Source organism: Hoeflea sp. Naph1 (assembly GCF_046837775.1).
In the GTDB taxonomy this organism is placed as follows: Bacteria; Pseudomonadota; Alphaproteobacteria; order Rhizobiales; family Rhizobiaceae; genus Hoeflea.
Genome location: NZ_CP177286.1, coordinates 1,290,253 through 1,307,691, shown reverse-complemented (window position 1 = coordinate 1,307,691; position 17,439 = coordinate 1,290,253). Strand labels below are relative to the sequence as shown.

Genomic DNA, 17,439 nt, shown 5'->3' with positions numbered 1-17,439 from the left:
GACACTCGAATTTCAGTGAGGAAATGACGTGGCTACCTATCGCATGAGAGAAGTAGATCTTCCTTCCATCACCTCCCCCAAGATTATGCCGGAAATCGCGGACAACATCTATTCTGACCGGTTCCAAACCTTCCTTCAACGAGCCGACAAGCAGGGAATCGACACGGTGGTCGTCTATGCCGATCGGGAACATAGCGCGAATATGGCCTATCTCACCGGTTTCGATCCGAGATTCGAGGAAGCGTTGCTTGTGTGCTCGGTCAATGGGGGTACTACCGTCATTGTTACCGGACCCGAATGCCAGCCGCGAGCAGCCAATGCTCGTATACCGGTTTCCACGAAGCTGTATCCGTCCTTCGGGTTGCTCGGCCAGGACCGGAGGCAAACGCCGGCGCTGCTAGACTTGCTATCCGATTGCGGTATCAGGCAAGGTGCCAAGATCGGGATTGCAGGATGGAAATATTTTACTAGCATGGAATCTCCGAACCCCGAAAGCTGGATCGAGATCCCGGGCTACGTCTTGGACGGGATTAGAACGCTGGCCGGCGCAAACGGCGAAATCACCAATATCGGTCCCATTCTCATGGACGCCAGCGATGGCATGAGAGCTATCAACGAGCTTGAGCAACTGGCTCAGTTCGAGTTTGCTGCCGCAAGCGTCTCAGACGCAATGCAACGAGTGATCAGCCAAGTGCGTCCCGGCCAGAGCGAATACGAGATGCTGTCAAAGGCAATGCTGCCGGGAATACCTCTCAACTCTCATCTAATGCTGTCGACTGGCGAGCGCGCACGCGCCGACGGTCTCAATGGCCCGTCGTCGCGCGTTGCTCAGAAAGGCGACCCGATCATGATGGCCTTCGGCCAATGGGGGGCTCTTACCGCGCGCGCAGGCTGGATCGCGGAAGATGCAGGCGACCTGCCCTCGGAGGTTCAGGACTATGTCGAGCGGCTGGCCGGCCCCTATTTCGAATGCGTCCGCGAATGGTACCAAAACATCGGCATTGGCGTCGCCGGCGGCGACATCGATTCCATGGTCCGTTCCCGTCTCGACGACAAATTCTTCAATCTCATTCTGGTTCCTGGCCATCTCATCCATTTCGACGAATGGATGAACACCCCGATCTATCCGGGCAGCAAAGAGACCTTCCGAAGCGGGCAGGCGGTGCAGATGGACATAATCCCGGCGACCGGAACGCCATATTTCACCACGAACATGGAAGACGGAATCGCGCTTCTGGACGAAAACGCAAGAGCCGAGTTGGAGGAACGCTATCCCGACTTCCACGACCGGGCGCAGGCAAGGCGCTCCTACATGGCCGACGTCATCGGCATCAAGCTGAAGCCGGAAGTCATCCCGCTGAGCAATACGTGCGGCATCCTGGCGCCATTCGTCCTGAAACCCAATCGTATCCTGGTGGCAAACTAGATCGTGGACCGAAAAGGGGCGACCCGCTCTAGGGAGCACTGGCGCTCAATCGAGGTGATGGACAGAGCCCCAACAGTCCAACTGGGCGCACAGGGGACTGCGCCGCTGGTTTGTGAATCGGAGCGTTGTTCGCGGAGTATCGGCATACTATCGCGGCAATGAACGATGATCCTCTCATCAGCTTGCCCGTTGTCGCAAGTTGAACCATTCCCGCCCCGGCCCGGATGCCGACGTGGATGCCGTGTAGATATGCCGTTACTCGTGGGAAATATCCTTTAGCCTCCTAGAATTGGGAAGAAGGAGATGTTTATGATCAGGGATCAACGGAAAATTCCGAAGCACCACGCTCTCAAGGCGACCCCAACCGATATGAACGCTTTCAGACGGATGCGCAGTTTACCATTACAACCGGAATAGGGCGCGTAGCGGCCGCAGATAATTTTTGCGACGCGTATTACGTTTCCCTCAGAGGTCTTGGACCTTTTATTGCTCCACAAACCTGCGCTTATCGTCTACTGGCGCTGACCTGCCCCCCGTTGGTCCCTCATTCATAACGAGAGTCTGCGGGTTGGATTTTGGTATTCGTCTTCATCGTCTGGTGCAAGCGCGCCGGGCGCGGAGCCCTCAAATTGCTCAAGCGCTCGGCGCGCTTGCTGCGGTGTCTGGTTGCCGAGCGACGAGTGTGGCCTGACGGTGTTGTAGTCGTATCGCCAAAGGGCCAACTTTCGCCGGGCATCGTCCAAGGTGCCGAAGATCTCCTCGTTCAACAGCTCATCGCGTAGACTGCCGTTGAATGACTCGATAAAGGCATTCTGCTGCGGTTTTCCGGGGTCGATGTAATGCCAGGACACCTCGTTCTTGTCCGCCCATTTCAGGATGGCGCGACTGGTGAACTCGGTCCCGTTGTCACTGACAATGCAACCGGGTTTGCCATAGATCCTCACCAGCGCGTCCAATTCCCGCGCCACCCGCTCGCCCGAGATACTGGTGTCGGCCATCAAGCACAGGTTTTCGCGGCAGCAATCGTCGATCACCGCCAGGATGCGGAACTTGCGTGAAGCGCCGAAGCTGTCCGACAGAAAGTCCAGCGACCACCGCGCATTTGGGCGCGCCGCCTCTGGCATCGGTGTGCGTGTGCCACGGGCCCGCTTGCGGCCACGTCGTCGCTTCACCGAGAGCCCTTCCTCGCGGTAGATGCGGTAGAGCTTCTTGTGGTTCATGGTCATCCCCTTGCGTTTCAGCAGGATGCCGAGCCGGCGGTAGCCGAACCGACGCCGCTTGCCAGCAATCTCCTGCATTTCCTTGCGGATCTCCGGACAATCCGGCGGGCGTTGGCGCCGGACTGTCTTTGGATCGACACCGACAAGCCTGCAGGCCCGGCGCTGCGAGATGTCGTGATCTCGCAGCGCCCTGAGCGCTGCCTCTCGCCGCTTGGTCAATGTCGTCAGTTCTTTCCCAGCAGGTCTTTCAGCACGACGTTGTCCAGCATGGTATCGGCCAGCAGGCGCTTGAGCTTCGCATTTTCGTCCTCCAGCGCCTTCAACCTGGCCGCCTCGGACACCTCCATGCCGCCATACTTGGATTTGAACTTGTAGAACGTCGCCGGGCTGAGGCCATGCCTACGGCACACCTCTGCCGTCGGCATCCCCGCCTCTTGTTCCTTGATCATCCCGATAATCTGCGCCTCGGTAAAACGGCTCTTTCGCATTCGTCTGCTCCTTCAAAGTTGGCGCAGACTCTACATCACGGTGAGGGATTTCGCGGGGGGCAGGTCACCTGGACGAATGAAATTCGCGTATTCCCTCTCGGATAAACTAAGCTCTGCTACTTCTATGCCTGTTAGAAGCAAATTTCCGCCATCAGTAGGCCCATTGCCGCGGTCCATGGGGTGGATAGCACTCAATGGCTTCGAGCGTTTCTCTATTGAGACAATTGGAGCGGCGACAAGGTAGGCGTTAATATTCTGCGCCTCTTTTACCACCAGCTCACCATCATCAGCCTTCGAGAAAAGACGGCGCATCGGTCCAACGTGGTTTGAAATCCCGATTATCGCGACGGTAACACCAGCATTATGTGCTGCCAGATTAGCCCATTTGAAGCTCGTATGCGCGAATGCGATTTCATGGCCTGTCTGAAGAATCAGAGGCCATAGGATCGGCACCTGTTGACCTTGGCAAATGGAATTCGTTGACACAAAGGCAGCACTACTCTTGGTGCGCATCCCGTAATCAGCGGCCTTCATAAACCAGCCCGCTACATAGTCGAGGGACTTCCAACTCGTTGTACGGTGTCCGAAAATAGATTGAAGATCGGACTTCTGCTCAGGAGATTGCCAGGTCGAACCAAGATACGGTGGGTTTCCGCAGATGTAGGTCTCTCCCCCTTCATTCTCGAAATCAATCTCAGCCTGATCCAATGGTGTTCCAAACAGATCATCACCGCGAAGCTTCACGACAGTCCCTGTCGGTCGGCATATGCTCAGCCAGTCTAGTCTGAGGGCATTGCCGCATGTGATCCAATTTCTCGCATCAAGCGGCAAGAATTCCGCCAAGGCTTCCTTCTGGCCACGATGGGTCACGTCACACTGATATTCCGCAATGATCAGCGCCAGTCTCGCGATCTCGGCGGGAAAGTCGCGTAGCTCTATCCCTCGGAAATTGGTGATTGGGATTTCGGTGCGTCTGTCAGCTTCGCCCCGCCGTTTGTTGATCTCGGCCTCAATGGCACGCATTTCCTTGTAGGCAATGACGAGGAAGTTGCCCGAGCCACAGGCCGGATCGAAAACCCTGATATTTCCGATACGGCTTCGCAGATTGAGTAGCTTGCGCTGATTATCTCCTGCCTCTTCCAATTTCTCCCGCAAGTCATCAAGAAAGAGTGGATTGAGCACCTTCAGGATGTTGGGCACGCTCGTATAGTGCATTCCCAGAGCGCCACGTTCCTCATCATCGGCCACCGCCTGGATCATCGATCCGAAGATGTCCGGATTGATCTTTGTCCAGTCCAAGCTGCCGATATGGATCAAGTAGGAGCGCGCAATTTTGCTGAAACGAGGCACATCGGCATTGCCAGAAAAAAGTCCGCCATTCACATAGGGAAATATGTTGGCCCAACGGGCTATGCCTGCCGTCGTGCGATCTGCGTTCTTGGTGTTCATTGCGCGGAAGAGTTCGCTGATCACCTCATGTGTATTGGTACTGTCCTTTTCACTCATCCGCTCGATCGTGCCCGTGAACTGATCGGGGGTTGTGAAGATATCCGTGTCTTCAGCGAAAAAGCAGAAGATCAGCCGCGCCATGAAGTGGTTCATATCATGACGCCGAGCAGCTGTGCCCCATTCGGGATTATCCTTCAGGAGCTCGACATACAGCCTATTGAGTCGTCCTGTCGCTTTGATGTCAAAAGCGCTCTCGCGTATTTGCTTTACGGTGCTGATCCCTGCCAATGGCAGGAAGAAGCCAAAGTGATCCGGAAAGTCCTTGTACCCGCAGGCGATCGTTTCGCCAGTCGTCAGGTCTTCGGCTTCAAGGTCGTTGCCGTCCGTGGCCAGCACGAATTTCGCTTTTGCCTTGGTGGTGGCAGGGCTGGCTTTGAGCTGCGCAAGCGTGTTTGTGACTTCACCTTCAGCACACACCTTCAGGTGGATGTTATTCGTCTGAAGCACGCCGCCCAGGTCGGACTTGTTGGATGATCCGCTCTGTAGCCGCTTGATCGTGGTGTCTTTTTTCCAAACGCTCGAAGAAATGCATAGGGAAATTCGTCGCCGTCGAACGGCTGCTCAGAAAGCCCGGATATGGCTTCTTCAATTTCTACCGCGTTCACTGGGGGCCTCGTCAGTCTGCAAACAAATTGGCTAATCGTATTTCGGGAGATCAGTGTGGCAACGGTCTACCACAACCTCAAGCGGTCATACCTCCAAAGTTCGAAAACGTTCAGTCGGTTAGGGTCGTTTCGACTAAAAGGTAGTTCGATATCAACTACGATGAATTCGCTGCTTTTTGGCTATGACTGAATCGAGCGGATACGAATTCCGCAAAGAACACAGCGCCGCACCTAAATTTTTCCACCATTCATACTGCGGCTCGTGGCGACTCGGTGGCGACTTGAGAAGGCGAATGCTTGCGCCATTCAAATTCGACAAAAAAATTCTTTTTAATATCAATTAGATAGTGGTGCCGCTTGCAGGACTCGAACCTGCGACCCCATCATTACGAATGATGTGCTCTACCACCTGAGCTAAAGCGGCGTACCAGTTCCTGTGCGGGGCTGGCCATGAAGGCCGTAACCGCAGGATGGAGGGCAATTACCGTGATTGCCGCCCGATATCAAGTCGACATCTGCCGGTCCGCGTAATATTTGCGGGGCGCGAGGAGCTGCGAGGGCTAAGCAGGAGACAGATGCTTTTGGGCGCACTGGCGCCGCAGTTGTCCAGCCGGGCGCAAAAAAGCAACTGTCGCCGTCCTTGCTGCCCCCGCCGTTGCCGTCCCCTACCCGCTCCTGAGGTTACAGCGCCAGGCGCTGGCGTGTGGCTCTGTATTCGGCCTCGAGCCGGTCGACCAGGCTCGCCACCGGGCCTACCTGCTTGACCGCGCCGATGCCCTGGCCGCAGCCCCAGATATCCTTCCAGGCCTTGGCGCCGGTGGTTGCGGCTTCAAAATCCATCTTGCTCGGATCGGCTTCCGGCAAATCGTCCGGGTCCATGCCAGCAGCCACGATCGAGGGCTTGAGATAGTTGCCGTGAATACCGGTGAAATAGTTGGAGTAGACGATATCCTTGGAAGCGGATTCGACGATCATCTGCTTGTAGGCGTCGCTGGCGCGGGCCTCGTCGGTGGCGATGAAGGGCGAGCCGATATAGGCCATGTCGGCCCCCATGGCCTGGGCCGCCAGCACCGCGCCGCCGGTCGAAATCGAACCCGACAACAACAAAGGGCCGTCAAACCATTCGCGGATTTCCTGCACCAGCGCAAACGGCGAGAGCGGTCCGGCATGGCCGCCGGCGCCGGCGGCAACGGCGATCAGGCCATCGGCCCCCTTGCGGATCGCCGAATTGGCATGGCGGTTGTTGATGATATCGTGCAGCACGATGCCGCCATAGGAGTGGATCGCATCATTGACCTCGGGCACCGCGCCGAGCGAGGAGATCACCACCGGCACCTTGTATTTGACGCACATGGTCAGATCGTGCTCGAGCCGCTTGTTGGAACGGTGGACGATCTGGTTGACGGCAAAGGGAGCGGCCGGGCGATCCGGATTTGCGGCATTGTGGGCGGCCAGACCTTCGGTAATTTCGGCCAGCCATTCATCGAGCTGGGATTCGGGCCGGGCGTTGAGCGCCGGGAACGAGCCCATGACGCCCGCCTTGCATTGCGCCATGACCAGCGGCGGATGGGAAATGATGAACAAGGGGGCGGCCACGACGGGCAGCCGGAATTTGTCCTTGAGGATGGCGGGTAGGGTCATGGAGCCTCGCAAATTCAAATTGACGTTTACGCAAACGTCAATTCTCTTACCAGAGCCAACCGGCGCTGAAAAGACCGGAAAGCTTGCTTTGGGTAAATGCCGCATGCAGCCGCCAAACCGCGCCGCGCTTGAGTTTTGCCCACTTACCGGCTAGGCACAACAAAAGGCCAGCTGACGCTGCGGCGCATCGAATTGTGGCGTGGCCGGACCACAACGGAGACGGGCGTTTGAAGGGTATGGAAGCGGCAATTCGCAGCGCGTTGGAACGCGCAGGCATTCCCGGCGCTCAGGCCCGCGAGCGGATCTATGACTCTGCCCGCGGTGCTCTCAAGCGCAGCCTCGAACGCCAGGGGATCGAGCACCCCGAACGTGCCGCCGAACACCGGCAGCGGCTCGAGGCCCTGATCGCCGAGATCGAGTCCGAGTGGACCCCGCCGGCCGCGCAGGCGCCGAACGTGTTTGCCCACCCTGCCCACACCCATCCTGCCGACGGGGCGCAACCTGCAGCACCAACGGTATCAGACGCTCCGGTGCGCGGCAGCGTCAATGCGCCACCAGTCGCCCCGCCATCAGTGGCTCCGCCGTCGGACCAGCCCAGGATGACGGCGCCCGATGATACCGGCAACCTTCTCGACATCGCACCTGGCGCGCGCAGCCCGGTCGGAGCGCCTGCGCCTTCGGCAGACGCCGAAATTCGCGCGCCGCGCCGCGAAGCTATTCGGGCTGCACCCGCGCAGGGAGGCAAGCCAGCCAAGCCCGCCAAGGTGGCCCGGCCTCGCAAGGAAAAGAAGCGTCGGAGGCCAATTTTCGCCTCGATTTTCTCGGCTGCAGTGCTGCTGTCATTTCTGGGGATCGGGGTCTGGTGGGTGATCGAGAGCGGGGCGTTGAAAAGTGCCGCCGAACGCGACACCGGCGTACCCAACCCGCCGCCGTCGCTCAGCCGTGACGACTATGCCGGCGGGCCGCGACCGCTCAATCCCGGCACCGGGTTTTCGGGCGAATGGGCCAGCGTATTCACACCCGGTCGTGATGGCACCCCAACAACACGCGGCAACGCCCAGGTCGAAGTAATCGAGGAAGAGGGCGGCAATGTTCTCAGGATCGTTTCCGGCTCCGGCGACGAAAGTGGTGAAGTGCTGATCCCGCTCGGTGCGGAAGTGATGCAGGCGCTGGCCGGACGCCAGTCGATGCTGGCGCTTACCGTGCGCTCGGCATCGTCGGAGACAACCCAGATCTATGTCCGCTGCGAGTTTTCCGTGCTCGGCGATTGCGGCCGCCGCCGTTTCGATGTGAGCTACGAGACCACCGATTTGCTGTTCAGCCTGGATTACGATCGGGCGCTGGCTCCCAACGAGGCGGGCAATCTGGTGATCAACAGCGACATCTCCGGCGCCGGCCATGGGATTGACCTGCTGGCAGTGCGGATTCGCCCGGCCAACTGATCGAGCCTCCGCGAGCATCCGCGTTCAGCCTTCCCGATAGAGAAAATCCGCCCGCGCCAGGCGCGAGCGGATAAGGTCCTGTCAGGCGCGTTTGGTCAGTTGACGTCAGTGACGCGCAGATAGGGGCGGATTTCTTCCCAACCCTGCGGGAAGATGTCCTTGGCTTCCTCGTTGGAGATCGACGGCGGGATGATCACCTTGCCGCCCGGACGCCAGTCGGCGGGGGTGGCGACCTTCTTGGCATCAGCCAATTGCAAGGCGTCGATGACGCGCAGGATCTCATCGAAATTTCGGCCAACATTCATCGGGTAGGTCAGCGTCAGGCGGACCTTCTTGTTGGGGTCGATGATGAACACCGAGCGGACAGCCGCGGTGGTGCTCTCATTGGGATGGATCATGCCGTAAAGCTCGGAGACCTTGAGGTCCTTGTCGGCGACGATCGGGAAGGTCAGCGTGGTGTTCTGGGTGTCATTGACATCCTTGATCCAGTTCATGTGCTCGGCAACCGTATCTGTCGACAGGCCCAATGGCTTGACGTTGCGGGCTTCGAACTGATCGGAAAGCTGCGCGGTACGCCCCATTTCAGTGGTGCAAACCGGCGTGAAATCGGCTGGATGGCTGAAGAAGAACACCCACGACGAGCCGATCCATTTATGGAAGTTGATCGGGCCGTTTGTGGTCTCGACGTCGAAATCAGGGGCGATGTCGCCAATGCGTGGGCTCATGGTGAGGTCCTTTCTTGGGGGTGGGAACTTGAAACTCTTATTTGTGGATTTTCTCCGGTAATTTCAACTATCGCCTGGTGCTGGCTCAAGAAAACCTTGCCGCTCAAGTGATGGAGAAAATCAGATCGGCGAAGCCTGTCCATCACCGGACCCTTGACCTCGCTCAGATTGAAGGTGACGCCCAGCGCCTTGAGCCGCTCGTTGATCGCCTCCAGCGATTCCAGCGCACTCATATCGATTTCATTGACCGCCGGGCACATCAACACCACATGCTTGAGCTTCGGCCGGGCGGCAACCATGTCGTACAGACTGTCCTCGAGATAGCGTGCATTGGCAAAATACAGGCTTTCATCGACACGCAGCGTCAATACCGTTTCGTCGATTTCGACTTTGTGCCGATTGACGTTGCGGAAGTGCTCGGTGCCCGGCACGCGCCCGACCACGGCCATGTGCGGACGCGAGGACTTGTAGAGGTGAATGAGAATTGACAGCACCACACCCGCGGTCACCCCGATCTCGACGCCGAAGCCCAGGGTCAGCAGGATGGTGGCGCTGACGGCGGCAAAATCAGCCTTGGAATAGACCCAGGTCTTTTTCAGGATCGAGAAATCCACCAGCGACAGCACAGCGACGATGATGGTGGCGGCAAGGGTGGCCTGCGGCAGATGATAAATCAGCGGCGTCAGCAACAACGCCGCCAGCAGCAGTCCGATGGCTGTGAAGGCGCCGGCTGCCGGGGTTTCGGCACCGGCGTCGAAATTGACCACCGAGCGGGCAAAGCCGCCGGTAACCGGGTAGCCACCAGTAAACGCCGCGCCGACATTGGCCATACCGAGGCCGATCAGTTCCTGGTCGGGAACGATGCGCTGGCGTTTGCGCGCGGCGAGCGTCTGCGCCACGGAGACGGATTCGACAAAACCGATGATCGAGATCAGCACCGCAGACCCCGCCAGCGTGCCCCACAGATCGAGCGAGAAGGACGGCATGGTCAATGGCGGCAGGCCTTGCGGCACATCGCCTACCACCCATACACCGGCGCTTTCGCCAAGGTTGAACACCCAGACCGCGAAGGTGGAGACAACGACGGCTGCCACCGGCCCGGCCTTGGCCAACACACCGGCTAGCTTGGGGTTCAAGCCGGTCGACAGCAACAGCGGTTTCAGCCCCTTGCGCACCCAGAACAGGAACGCCGTGGCGCTGGCGCCGATGGCAAAGGTGGTCCAGTTGACCCGGCCGAGATTTTCAATCAGCGACACAACCAGTTCCGGCAGATTGTCGCCGCCAGCCTGAATACCCAGGATGTGCCGCAACTGGCTGGCGGCGATCAGGATGCCGGTGGCGGTGATGAAACCGGCAATCACCGGGTGAGACAGGAAATTGGCGAGAAAGCCGAGCCGGAAAACACCGAGCAGGATCAGAAAGACACCGGACAGCAGCGCCAGCGTGATCGCCGCAACCAGCAATTCCGGCGAACCGGGCTCCGCCAGATGGCCGATCGCCGCAGCGGTCATCAATGACACCACCGCGACCGGTCCGACCGCCAGCGCCCGGCTGGTGCCGAAAATCGCGTAGAGCACGATCGGCGCAATCGATGCGTAGATCCCTGTTTCGGCGGGCAGTCCGGCCAGCAGCGCATAGGCCAGCGACTGCGGGATCAGCATGATGGTGACGATCACGGCGGCAACCAGATCATTGCCGAACGCATCGCGGTCGTAGCGGCGGCCCCAGTCGAAAACCGGCATGACACGTGCCAGGCGGTCAATTAGGGCAGATTGGCTCGACATTACACTATCCTTGATCTGGCTGCGCCTGGCGCGGTGCTGCGGCCCGCCGGTTCAGGCATGGCTGGAAGATATGCGAGGCGGCCCGACAGCCGGCTGGCAAACGCCTGCTGTCGGGTATCTGTTCGACTAAAGCTTGTTGACCGGAACCTTGAGCATCGGGTTCCCGTCCTTGTCGGTGGGGATATCGCCGGCGCGCATGTTGACCTGCAGCGACGGGATGATCAGCCGCGGCATGGCAAGCTGCTGGTCGCGCTCGGTACGGAAGCGGATGAAATCGGCGCGGGTCTTGCCGCCGCCGACATGAATGTTGTGCGCCTTTTCCTCGGCGACAGTGGTTTCCCACTGGATGTCGCGGCCGTTGGGACCATAGTCATGGCACATGAACAGCCGCATCTCGTCGGGCAGCGCCAGCACCTTCTGTATTGAATCATAAAGCTGGCCGGCATCGCCGCCGGGGAAGTCGGCGCGCGCCGATCCGCCATCGGGCATGAACAGGGTGTCGCCGACAAAGGCGGCGTTGCCCATCACGTGCACCATGCAGGCCGGCGTATGGCCAGGCGTGTAGATGGTGAACGCCTCGAGATTGCCAATCTTGTAGGTGTCGCCATCGGCAAACAGGGCATCAAACTGGGAGCCGTCGCGCTGGAACTCGGTGCCTTCATTGAACACCTTGCCGAAGGTATTCTGCACCACCATGATCTTGTCGCCGATGCCAATCTTGCCGCCCAGCTTCTGCTGAATATAGGGCGCTGCGGAAAGATGGTCGGCGTGGACATGGGTCTCGATGATCCATTCCAGCTTGAGCCCGTTATCGGTGATCCATGAAATGATCTTGTCGGCGTGCTTGTAGGTGATGCGACCGGCGGCATAATCGATATCCATGACCGAATCGATCACCGCACAGGCAGCCGAGGCAGGATCCTTGACCACATAGCTGATGGTGTTGGTATCAGGATCGAAAAAGGCCTTGACCTCGGGCGTGACCGACATGTCCACGGGATAGTTCGACATTGCAGCATCTCCTGTTTTCTTCACCACTGGCGCGGCGTTGCAACGCGCCATCGATTATCTTGCCCGGACCGGATCGAGCCGGCAGGGACTCTCTCTCAAAACGCCTTGGCGGGCTTGTGGCGCAGGCCGTCCAGCGCGCGCGCCAGGACGATGCCGATCACCATGGCGCCGGTAAAGGCTATAACCGAAACGCCGCCGAAGCCCAGAGCCGGGATGGCACCGCCGGGGCAGAAACCGGCGATACCCCAGCCAATGCCGAAGGTCGCCGATCCGGCAATCAGACGGGCATCGATGATCTTGTTGATCGGCAGATGGAACTCGGCGTCAAACAGCGGTTTGCTGGCCGCGCCGAATACCAGCCGGTAGCCAAGCGCAGTGGTCAGCAGGGCACCACCCATGACAAAGATCAGGCTTGGATCCCAGCTGCCGGCGACATCAAAGAAATTGAGCACCTTGGCGGGATTGGCCATGCCGGAAATTGCGATGCCGAGGCCGAAGATGGCGCCGATCAGTCCTGAACAGATCAGTTTCTGCATGGCTCAGATCTCCGCAATATGGCGGACGACATAGACCGTCACGGCGGTGGCTATCATGAAGGTGGCGGTAGCGGCGATCGAGCGCGGCGACAGTCGCGCAATGCCGCAGACGCCATGGCCCGAGGTGCAACCGGCGCCATAGTAGACGCCGATCCCGACAATCAATCCACCCAACGTCAGCAGCGGCAACGAGACCGGCACCGCGTAGGCGATTTCACCGCCAGCGAAAAGATAAATCACCGGCGCCACAATTGCACCGGCGAGAAAGGCGATGCGCCAGGCCCAGTCGGTCGAGAATGGCGGGATGATGCCGGTGAGGATTCCGGTCATGCCGGCAATGCGGCCGTTCATGGCCATCAGCAAGGTGGCCGACAGGCCAATGAGCACCCCGCCCGCAAGCGACAGCCACGGTGTGAATTCGGTTTCCATCATCTCGTCCCTCTTGATCATCTTAGCCGCACAGCGGCAGGCGTCGTTGCGCCTCGCCTGCATATATATAAGCGACGATCAATATTCAAGAGATCGAATGTATCGGATCTGTGTATCCGCAACACCAAAACGCCGACACAACCAGACGTCCCGCTCTCCACCAAACCTTGCCACAGTTGATGCACGACACCGCTTAACTCGCCGGCGTCTTGGGTTTACGGATGTCCGGGTGAAGCGTTTTTCCCAGAATATGATCATCGGTTCCGATGACATGGCTGCTCGACCCGACAATCAATCGGTCTGGATGGTGCACGATCAAGTGGTCCTTGTTCGGGTATGGCAGACTGGACAGGAAATGCTTCATGCAATTGATCCGGGCGCGTTTCTTGCAGTCGGATTTGACTATGGTCCAGGGCGCATCCGCAGTGTCGGTGTAGAAGAACATTGCCTCTTTGGCTTCGGTGTAATCGTCCCACTTGTCGAGCGACGCCTTGTCGATCGGTGACAGCTTCCACTGCTTGAGCGGATCCTTCTCGCGCTGGGCGAAACGTCTGAGCTGCTCACCTTGCGTGACCGAAAACCAGTATTTGAACAAGAGTATTCCTGAACGTGTGAGCATACGCTCAATCTCGGGCGCCTCGCGCATGAACTCGAGATATTCGGTGGGTGTGCAGAAGCCCATAACCCGCTCGACACCGGCACGGTTGTACCAAGAGCGGTCGAACAGCACCATTTCACCTGACGCCGGCAGATGCTCAATATAACGCTGGAAATACCATTGCGTGCGTTCGCGATCTGTCGGCTTGGAGAGCGCAACGACGCGGGCCATACGCGGATTGAGGTGCTCCATGAAGCGCTTGATGGTTCCGCCCTTGCCGGCCGCATCGCGGCCTTCAAACAACATCACCACCTTCTGTCCGGTGTCCTCGATCCAACGCTGCGCCTTGAGAAGCTCGACCTGCAGCTTGGCCTTTTCATGCTCATAGGCGGCGCGGCGCATCTTGGTCTTGTAGGGATAGACGCCCTGCTCGAACAGTTGCGCGATGGCAATCTCGTCCTTGCGGATTTCCGCGGTGTTCAGCCCTACCGGTTTCTTGTCGGACAAACCGCTTTCAGCTGTCTCCAAAGCTTCAACGGCGTTGATGCCCGGATCTTCAACGCTCTCGGCAACGGTGCCGTCGGAGTTTGCATCCAATTGGTTTTTGGAATCGTTCATTCCGGGCCCTCGCTGGTTAAAAAAGCATTCTGCCCCGGAAACGCCATTCCCGACTTGACCCGAGTCAAATCGCCGCGAAAAGCTCAGCCCTACCTGTCAGCGCGCTTTCAGTCGCCCATCAGATAAACGACCAGCCCGGCCAGAAGCCCCCAGAATGCAGCGCCGATTCCGAAGGCCGCAACCCCGGAGGCGGTAACGGCAAGGGTGGCTGCGGCGGGAAACCGGGTCGCCGGAACATCAAAGGCCGAGACCACCGCGCCAATCAGCGGCGGGATCAGCGCAAGGCCTGCTACCACAGCAATGATTTCGGGCGGCATGGCGAGAATGGCCGGCACGATGACCGGACCGGACAGCCCGAGCGTGGTCCAGACCGCGGCATAGGCAAGCCCGACCTTCCAGCGCTGGGCCTTGTCGGGGTGAACATCATCGCCGAGACAGATCGCGGCGGTAATGGCTGCCATGTTGATGGTATGGGCGCCGAACAACGCGAAAAACGCGGACAGCAGCCCGGTGACGCCGAGGGCTTCGGTCACCGGAGGCTGGTAGCCATTGGCCCGCAGCACGGCAAATCCGGGCAGGTTTTGCGACGCCATGGTCACCAGATAGAGCGGCACACCGAGCCCGATGAGCACGGCAGCGTCGAATGTCGGGGCAATGAAGGTCAGCGCTACCCAATCAACCGGGGCTGCAGGCAGCGGCGCGCCGCCAAGCGTGAAGGCAATGGCCAGGCCGGCAAACAACGCCGCAAGCACGGCCATCAGCGGATTAAACAGCCGCACTGCCAGAAAGACCGCGATCAGCGGCAACACCAGTATCGGCTCGCTTGCCGCATGGGTGGCGACCGCCATGGTGAATGGCAGCAATACACCGGCCAACATGCCCGAAGCGACGCCGGTCGGGATTGCGCTGACGGCGCGGTTGAGCGGGCGGACGGCTGCCGTCAGCGCGATCAGCACCCCGGTAAAGATGAAGGCGCCGACTGCCTGATGAATATCGACCCCGGTGGAAGCCGCAATCAGCGCCGCACCCGGCGTCGACCAGGCCAGCACCATCGGAACCTTTTTCCAGGTGCTTAGCAGCGCCGAGCCGATGGCCTTGGAAAAGCAGATCGCCGCCACCCAGGACGCGGTCTGAGACGCATCGGCGCCCACCGCGGCGGCAGCGGCCAGCACCAGTGCAATGGTGGAACCGTAGCCAACGAGCGCCGCCACCAGCGCTGCGGAAATCATCGAAACTGGCAAGCACGTCGCTCCGAAAAACAATAAATGGGATCAGTCGATGACAGTCCGTGCGGCTTGGCCCGACCTGCTCATTTCGCGTCAGCCAGCAGTTTTGCCAGTCGGTCGATCGCCAACAGATAGCCCTGCGTTCCGCAGCCGGCGATAACGCCATCGGCTCTCAGCGAGACGAAGGAATGGTGGCGAAACTCCTCGCGCTTGTGCACGTTGGAAATATGAACCTCGATCACCGGACCATCGAAAGCGTTGAGCGCATCGAGGATCGCCACCGAGGTGTGGGTATAGGCGGCCGGGTTGATGACTATGCCTGCGGCCTGGTCGCGGGCTTCGTGAATCCAGTCGATCAGCTGGTGTTCGGCATTGGACTGCAGGAAGCGAATACTCATGCCGTGGCTTTCGGCCTGGAGCGCGGTTGCGACCTCGACATCGGCCAGCGTTTCGCTGCCATAGATCCCGGGCTGGCGCTTGCCGAGAAGATTGAGATTGGGTCCGTTGAGGACAAAGATCGTGCCGGTCACGGGGCTTGCCTTTCGCATAGGGGTTCAGACCCTGGCCCCGATGAAAGGGGCGATGCATTTTCCTAGCCTGTCAGCATGACCCGCCGCAAGCCTTGCTGGCAGATCGGCGGGTGGAGCCGTCATCATTCCACGTCATAGGGCACCGCCTTGCGGATATTGGGATCGACCCGCAGCCGCCGCTTGAGCGGCGGTACGGCGCGCTGATGGCAATCGCGGCGCTCGCAGATCCGGCAGGACACGCCGATCGGCTCGAAGGCCTCGGCGCGGGCAATATCGAGATCGTCGGCATAGACCAGTTCGCTGGCATGGGCGACCTCGCAGCCAAGCGCCAACGCATAGGTCTGGACCGGATCGCGCCAGCCGCCGGACGGTTTGGAAACCGCTGTGGCGAGACAGAGGTAGCGCACGCCATCAGGCGTTTCCGCCAGTTGCCGGATGATGCGGTTGGGGGTCTCGAACGCCGAGTGGGCATTCCACAAGGGACAAGCCGAGCCGAAGCGGGCAAACTGCAGCTTGGTGGCCGAATGCCGCTTGGTGATGTTGCCGGCCTTGTCGACGCGGGCGAAAAAGAACGGCACGCCCTTCTGGCCCGGGCGCTGCAGGGTCGACAGCCGGTGCGCCACCTGTTCGAGGCTGGTGGAAAACCGGTCAGCCAGCAGCACCAGATCGTGGCGCAATTCGCGCGCGGCGGCAGAAAAGGCGGCATAGGGCAGGATCGCGGCACCGGCGAAATAATTGGCAAGCCCGATGCGGCAGATACCGGCGGCATCGGCGGAGCGGAATTTGGCTTCCTCGATGATCCGGCTCATCACCGCCTCATGCTCGATCAGGGCGATCTGGAAGGCGATCTGGAAGGCCTGGGTCGAGGCCGGGCTGCGCGGGTTGAGCCAGAGCACGCGCGAGACCGGATCAAACCGGCGCAGGCCGCCGCCTGTCTCGCCGGCAGATGCGTCCGGTTCGCCGCCGGTGCCGATCACCACCCGCACCCGGTGGCGGCGCTCGATGTGATCGGCCAGCGCCTTGAGACTGGCGCCACGGGTTTTCGCCAGATCCCGGCTCAGCGCCTCGCCGGCGAGATCGAGATCGTGGATGTAGTTGTCGACGTAATGGAAAAAGTCACGCACCTCTTCATAGGGCGTCGGCTCGTTGAGCGCGCCCGAGCGCTCCAGCGTTTCATCAAGTTCGGCCAGTTGATCGCCGGAACGGCGCATGGCCTGATGCAGCGACAGAAAGGCGCGGGCGAAAGACGGCGCATTCTGTACCACCAGCTTGACGTCGGTCAGCGAGGGCTGGGCGCCGCCCGAGACCGGATCGGCCAGCGCCTCGGCGACATCGGCCAACAACCGGTCGGTGTCCTGATCGGACAGGGTGGTGATATCGACAGAGAAAGCCTCGGCCAGCGCCAGCAGCACCGTGGCGCTGACATGGCGCTGGTTGTTTTCGATCTGGTTTAGATAGCTGGTGGAGATGCCGAGCTTCTGGGCGAAGCCGGCCTGTGTCAGCTCATGCTCGCCACGGATGGCGCGGATCTTGCCGCCGATGAAGAGTTTACGCGAGCGCATGAGAAATTCACAATGTTGCAAAAACGACTATGCAAATATTGCTAATGCAACATGCTTGCTTTTTCAACCCTGTTGCGGCGCGTCCATTC

The 17,439-nt window shown here is 59.7% G+C and carries 13 protein-coding genes, 1 tRNA gene and 1 pseudogene; 2 read left to right on the top strand and 13 right to left on the bottom strand.

Translation table 11 applies throughout. The annotated features are described in order from the left end of the window. Positions 1–472 precede the first annotated feature (472 nt). Positions 473–1,426, top strand: coding sequence for a hypothetical protein (locus ACK6D9_RS06165; RefSeq protein ID WP_412051021.1), 954 nt, complete (start codon positions 473–475; stop codon positions 1,424–1,426). Positions 1,427–1,974: 548 nt separating this feature from the next. On the opposite strand, the gene ACK6D9_RS06160 is transcribed toward ACK6D9_RS06165, so the two are convergent. The 4 genes and pseudogenes from ACK6D9_RS06160 to ACK6D9_RS06145 all read right to left on the bottom strand — a co-directional run bounded on the left by ACK6D9_RS06160 (position 1,975) and on the right by ACK6D9_RS06145 (position 6,889). Next, positions 1,975–3,134, bottom strand: a protein-coding gene (locus ACK6D9_RS06160) for an IS3 family transposase (RefSeq protein ID WP_412051020.1) whose coding sequence is annotated in 2 segments (ribosomal slippage) — positions 1,975–2,885 and positions 2,885–3,134 — 1,161 coding nt in all. Because the reading frame shifts where the segments join, the coding sequence is not laid out codon by codon here. 72 nt (positions 3,135–3,206) lie between these two features. After that, positions 3,207–5,248: pseudogene (locus ACK6D9_RS06155) on the bottom strand (class I SAM-dependent DNA methyltransferase); the annotation flags it as partial. A 348-nt stretch (positions 5,249–5,596) separates the two neighbouring features. After that, positions 5,597–5,672: transfer RNA gene (locus ACK6D9_RS06150), tRNA-Thr, on the bottom strand. Positions 5,673–5,929: 257 nt separating this feature from the next. Beyond that, entirely contained in the window at positions 5,930–6,889 is a 960-nt protein-coding gene (locus tag ACK6D9_RS06145; RefSeq protein WP_412051019.1) for an NAD(P)H-dependent flavin oxidoreductase, read from the bottom strand. Positions 6,890–7,116: 227 nt separating this feature from the next. Here ACK6D9_RS06145 and ACK6D9_RS06140 point away from each other — a divergent pair, with 227 nt between their 5' ends. Beyond that, positions 7,117–8,331, top strand: a complete 1,215-nt coding sequence (locus tag ACK6D9_RS06140; RefSeq protein ID WP_412051018.1) for a hypothetical protein — start codon at positions 7,117–7,119, stop codon at positions 8,329–8,331. 95 nt (positions 8,332–8,426) lie between these two features. On the opposite strand, the gene ACK6D9_RS06135 is transcribed toward ACK6D9_RS06140, so the two are convergent. From ACK6D9_RS06135 to ACK6D9_RS06095, 9 genes are all read right to left on the bottom strand, one after another. Beyond that, the gene (locus ACK6D9_RS06135) at positions 8,427–9,056 is read right to left on the bottom strand and encodes a peroxiredoxin (protein WP_322990041.1); all 630 of its coding nucleotides are present in this window, start codon (positions 9,054–9,056) and stop codon (positions 8,427–8,429) included. Next, on the bottom strand, positions 9,053–10,840 hold the full coding sequence (locus ACK6D9_RS06130) for a SulP family inorganic anion transporter (RefSeq protein WP_412051017.1): 1,788 nt from the start codon (positions 10,838–10,840) through the stop codon (positions 9,053–9,055). Before ACK6D9_RS06130 ends, ACK6D9_RS06135 begins: the two co-directional genes overlap by 4 nt. 126 nt (positions 10,841–10,966) lie before the next feature. Further along, the gene (locus ACK6D9_RS06125; protein ID WP_412051016.1) at positions 10,967–11,851 is read right to left on the bottom strand and encodes an MBL fold metallo-hydrolase; all 885 of its coding nucleotides are present in this window, start codon (positions 11,849–11,851) and stop codon (positions 10,967–10,969) included. A gap of 95 nt (positions 11,852–11,946) precedes the next feature. Beyond that, entirely contained in the window at positions 11,947–12,387 is a 441-nt protein-coding gene (locus ACK6D9_RS06120) for a DUF6691 family protein (protein ID WP_412051015.1), read from the bottom strand. Between the two features lie 3 nt (positions 12,388–12,390). Beyond that, a complete protein-coding gene (locus tag ACK6D9_RS06115; protein WP_412051014.1) occupies positions 12,391–12,837 on the bottom strand; it encodes a YeeE/YedE family protein in 447 nt (148 codons plus the stop codon). Between the two features lie 172 nt (positions 12,838–13,009). Further along, entirely contained in the window at positions 13,010–14,032 is a 1,023-nt protein-coding gene (gene ppk2, locus ACK6D9_RS06110) for a polyphosphate kinase 2 (protein WP_412051013.1), read from the bottom strand. Between the two features lie 107 nt (positions 14,033–14,139). Beyond that, positions 14,140–15,273: a benzoate/H(+) symporter BenE family transporter gene (locus tag ACK6D9_RS06105; protein WP_412051012.1), complete on the bottom strand. Its 1,134-nt coding sequence runs from the start codon at positions 15,271–15,273 to the stop codon at positions 14,140–14,142. A gap of 68 nt (positions 15,274–15,341) precedes the next feature. Beyond that, positions 15,342–15,788 carry a type II 3-dehydroquinate dehydratase gene (aroQ, locus tag ACK6D9_RS06100; RefSeq protein WP_412051011.1) on the bottom strand — a complete coding sequence of 149 codons (447 nt, stop codon included), beginning with the start codon at positions 15,786–15,788 and terminating at the stop codon, positions 15,342–15,344. 122 nt (positions 15,789–15,910) lie between these two features. Next, complete coding sequence (locus ACK6D9_RS06095) at positions 15,911–17,350, bottom strand: helix-turn-helix domain-containing protein (protein WP_412051010.1); 1,440 nt, start codon at positions 17,348–17,350, stop codon at positions 15,911–15,913. Positions 17,351–17,439: the final 89 nt, after the last annotated feature.